This window comes from Pseudomonas sp. 18.1.10, assembly GCF_024655625.1.
Classification (GTDB): domain Bacteria; phylum Pseudomonadota; class Gammaproteobacteria; order Pseudomonadales; family Pseudomonadaceae; genus Aquipseudomonas.
Genome location: NZ_JANLGL010000353.1, coordinates 1 through 3839, shown reverse-complemented (window position 1 = coordinate 3839; position 3839 = coordinate 1). Strand labels below are relative to the sequence as shown.

Below are 3839 nucleotides of genomic sequence, written 5' to 3'. Positions count from 1 at the left end.
TACAGTGTTTCAGTCACATAGTTGTTGACTGACCCACCGCTTTCGCGAGCAAGCCCGCTCCCACACAAGCCAGCTCCCACATTGGGTTCTGCGTGTTGATCAAGTATCCAGTTTGTTTTCCAGCACTTCGCTGGTCTTGGCGTCGAGCTTGATGTCCCACTTTTTGCCGCTGGTGTCGGTCAGGTCCACTTCGTAGACCAGGCGACCGGCTTCGTCGTCCAGCTCGGTGTCATTGATGGTGGCGCCAGGGTGCTTGGCCAGGGCGTCTTTGTTGAGCTGCTCGAAAGGCTTCACCGCACCGGACTGCAACAGGCCTGGGATCTGGTCAGGGCGCACGTCGGCCTGGGCCAGGCCGGCGGTCAGGGTCAAGGCGGTGGCGGCGAACAAAGCGGTCAGGGTTTTCATCGTGTGTATCCTTTTCGGGTGAGCTGTTTAAGTGGCCTCAGGTTAGCCAGCGCAACTTAATTCACCCTTAATTAATTCAAGCAGTTGCGCAGTTTGTTCAATCCGCCGGGCGCGCGGGATTTCATGCTGGGTCCTCACTTGAAGGGAGACTCGGATGAAACGGTTAGTCAGTTGGATCTATGCGCCGGCATTTCTGCTGGGCTTTGTCGGTTGGGCACTCTGCCAACCGCAGTGGTTGCTGTTGATCTTTGCCACGGCGGTGGCGGTGTCGTTCCTGGCGGAGCAGTGGTTGCCCTACGAGCCGCAGTGGAATCGCAGCCTGGGCGATCGGCGCCGCGACACTTTGCATACGCTGGTCAACGAAAGCCTCAACGCCCTGGGCCTGTTGATCCTGCCGGGGCTCACCGCGTTACTGGCGTTCGACGGTATCTGGCCGCGAGGCTGGCCGCTGTGGCAGCAGCTGCTGATGGCCATCGTGCTGGCCGACGCGGGCATCACCTTGATGCATTACGCCAGCCATCGCATCGCGCCGTTGTGGCGTTTGCATGCGGTGCACCACAGTGTTCAGCGCCTCTATGGTTTCAACGGTTTGATGAAACATCCCCTGCACCAAATGCTCGAAGCCACGGCAGGCCTGCTGCCGCTGATCCTGCTGGGCATTCCCCTCGACGTGGCGCTGTTGCTGGCGCTGGCGATCGCGGTGCAGTTGCTGTTGCAGCATTCCAACGTCGACATGCGCCTGGGGCCGCTGCGCTGGGTGTTCGCCTGGGCACCGGTGCATCGCTTTCACCATATGAAATACGGCCGCGCCGGGGATGTGAATTTCGGCTTGTTTTTCAACCTGTGGGACTGGCTGCTGGGCACGGCGTTTTACCGCGATGACTACCGCATGGGCCCGGGGGATCTGGGCATTGGCAGCCGGTCGGATTTTCCAGTGGACTATGGCGCGCAATTGCGTGATCCGTTCAGGCCGGTTCGTACCGGCAAGGAGCCGCCATTGCCCGAGGCGTTACGGTAGCAATTGCACATCCAGCTGGCGCAATGACGCCGCCGCCGTGACGCCGAACAACTGCTTCATGGTCCGCGAAAAATGCGCCGAATCGGCAAACCCCGCGCCGTGTGCGGCTTGGGTCAGCGTGTTGCCGGCGAGGGCCAGTTGCAGGGCGACACGCAACCGTCGCCACAGCACCAGGCGGCGCACGGGCACACCGAGGCGATGGCTGAACAGGCGCTCCAACTGGCTGAGCGACAGGTGCGCCGCCTCGGCCAACGCCTGGGCGGACACCTTGCCGCCCAGCTGTTGATCGAGGGCGCTGAGGGCGCGCTCCAGGCGTGGCTCGTCCAGGCTGCGCCGGGGCAGTTGGCGCAAGGCGTCCAGGGACAAGTCCGCGTGCAGCAAAGGGGCGATATCAAACACGGCAGGTTCGGCATACAACACCGTGACCTCGCCCTGTGTTTCAAGAATGGCGTGGGTGTGTCGCGAAGGGATAAACAGGCGATGGGCCGTGGTGACCTGGCCCTCCAGGCTGACCGTGATCGGTGAGCCCTTGCTGCACATCAACTGATGCGCATAGTGCGCATGGGGCGCGGTGCGCCCCAGCTCGCCGAGGATCAGGCCGTAGTCACGGCCTAACCACAAGCGGCCCGACCATTCGGCCTTCACTCAGTACTTATAGTCGTTCAGCAGGTCTTGCACGCTGGACGACGGCCAGCGCTTGTAGAACTTCAACAGTTCGGCGGCGCGGTTGGTGAAGATGCCATCGACGCCGGCCTTCATCACTTTGTCGAAATCCACCGGCTCATCCACGGTGTACACGTGCACCAGCAGGCCTTTGTCGTGGGTCAGCTTGTTCATCTCTGGCTTGACCAGGTCCGAATAGCTTTGATCGCCGTGCGCGGTCAGCTCTGCCGAAGGACCGGTGCCGATGGCGCCCAGGCTCTTGGCTTCGTCTACCCACTTTTCGAACTCGGCGGCGTCTTTCGGCTCTTGCTTGGCGTAGTAGGCGGCCTTGGTGGTTTCGCCGGACTCGGCAAACGTCTGCTTGGATTTTGGCTCGATGCTGCCTTCACCCACCCACAACAGCAGGATTTTCGGGGTGTTCGGCATTTCTTTCTGCAGCTCGACCAGGCTGGATTTTTCGAAGGTTTGCAGGACCACGCGGCCCTTGCCCTGGCCGACACCGGTGTTGCTCTTGCCCAGTTTGGAACCGGCGGAACTCAACCAGCCTTTATCCAGCAGCTTGTTTTTCAGGTCGGCTTCGATGCCCGGGAATTGCTTGGGCTCCTTGGTCTCGATGTACAGGCCGGGTTTGTGCTGCGGGTTGCCTTCGGCGATCTTGATGATGTCGTCCAGGCTCTGGATTTTCAGGCCGACGAAGCCCGGGCGCGCACGGTCGGGGTAGGCGGCGTTGAACCAGCTGCCGGCGTCGAGGCTTTGCAGTTCTTTCCAGGTGAATTCGTTGGCCGGCGCGTCTTTGCGCTCGGGGAACTTGGTGGCCACGTCGGTGGTGCGCTGCAGGTTGTTGTCATGCAGGGCGAACAGCACGCCGTCCTTGCTGCGCTGCAAGTCCAGTTCCAGGTAGTCGGCCCCCAGGTCGCGGGCGACCTTGTAGGCAGCGGCGGTGGATTCGGGGGCATCGTAGGATGCGCCACGGTGGGCGATGACCGCCGGGTACGGAATGCCTTCGTTGGTTGCCAATTCAGCCGGGCTGATCGGGTCGGCAGCCTGTGCTTGGCCAAGGCCCAGCATCAGTGCGAGCAGCAGGGCGCTCTTGGTAAACGTGACCGGCATATGCGAAGTCCTTTCGAGGAGGTAGCTTTTAGAAGGCCTCCTTTTTAACAATTGATTGCGAATGGCGCTATCACCAAACCGACATTAACGTGCGTGGGCGTCAATTTTCTCGGTTTTTTTGTGGTGCATTGCAGTAACCTTGCGTGAAGCTGCCCCATCAGAGGGCCGCAATTTCTGCCACGCGTGTAAACCATCTTTCCAGTCCTAGTGGGACTTTTCAGTGAGGTTTACCATGCGCATCACTTCCGAGCTTATCTGCCAGGCCGCCGACCAACTCCACGGATTTGTTGGCCTGAACCGCAAGACCGGCCAATACATCGTGCGTTTCAGCGAAGACTCCTTCGGCATGGACGTGGCCGATGACGGCATCATCCCCACCGCCGAATTTGTCTGGCTGCCGGCCACCGATGACACCATGACCTTGTCGCGCGAGCGTATCCAGTTGCTGCTGGACCAGAATATCGACGACCGCATCAACATCAGCGAGCCGCTGCGGGTGTATATGCGCCGGGTGGAGATTCCGCAGATCAGTGCGTTGCGTAGTTTGGTGAGTTAAGTCACCACACATCTTCATCCTTATGAAGATCCAAATGTGGGAGCGGGCTTGTGTGGGAGCGGGCTTGCTCGCGAATGCGGTGGGTCA

At 60.6% G+C, this 3839-nt stretch carries 5 protein-coding genes; 2 read left to right on the top strand and 3 right to left on the bottom strand.

What is annotated here, in order from left to right:
- Positions 1 to 99 precede the first annotated feature (99 nt).
- On the bottom strand, positions 100 to 405 hold the full coding sequence (locus NUV89_RS28450; protein WP_257783931.1) for a PepSY domain-containing protein: 306 nt from the start codon (positions 403 to 405) through the stop codon (positions 100 to 102).
- Positions 406 to 559: 154 nt separating this feature from the next.
- Here NUV89_RS28450 and NUV89_RS28445 point away from each other — a divergent pair, with 154 nt between their 5' ends.
- A complete protein-coding gene (locus NUV89_RS28445) occupies positions 560 to 1423 on the top strand; it encodes a sterol desaturase family protein (protein ID WP_257783930.1) in 864 nt (287 codons plus the stop codon).
- On the opposite strand, the gene NUV89_RS28440 is transcribed toward NUV89_RS28445, so the two are convergent.
- Together NUV89_RS28440 and NUV89_RS28435 are read right to left on the bottom strand one after the other, a co-directional pair.
- A complete protein-coding gene (locus NUV89_RS28440) occupies positions 1415 to 2068 on the bottom strand; it encodes an AraC family transcriptional regulator (protein WP_257783929.1) in 654 nt (217 codons plus the stop codon). The genes NUV89_RS28445 and NUV89_RS28440 overlap by 9 nt on opposite strands.
- Entirely contained in the window at positions 2069 to 3196 is a 1128-nt protein-coding gene (locus NUV89_RS28435) for a glycerophosphodiester phosphodiesterase family protein (protein WP_257783928.1), read from the bottom strand.
- Positions 3197 to 3428: 232 nt separating this feature from the next.
- Here NUV89_RS28435 and NUV89_RS28430 point away from each other — a divergent pair, with 232 nt between their 5' ends.
- Positions 3429 to 3752, top strand: a complete 324-nt coding sequence (locus NUV89_RS28430; RefSeq protein ID WP_124524831.1) for a DUF2025 family protein — start codon at positions 3429 to 3431, stop codon at positions 3750 to 3752.
- Positions 3753 to 3839: the final 87 nt, after the last annotated feature.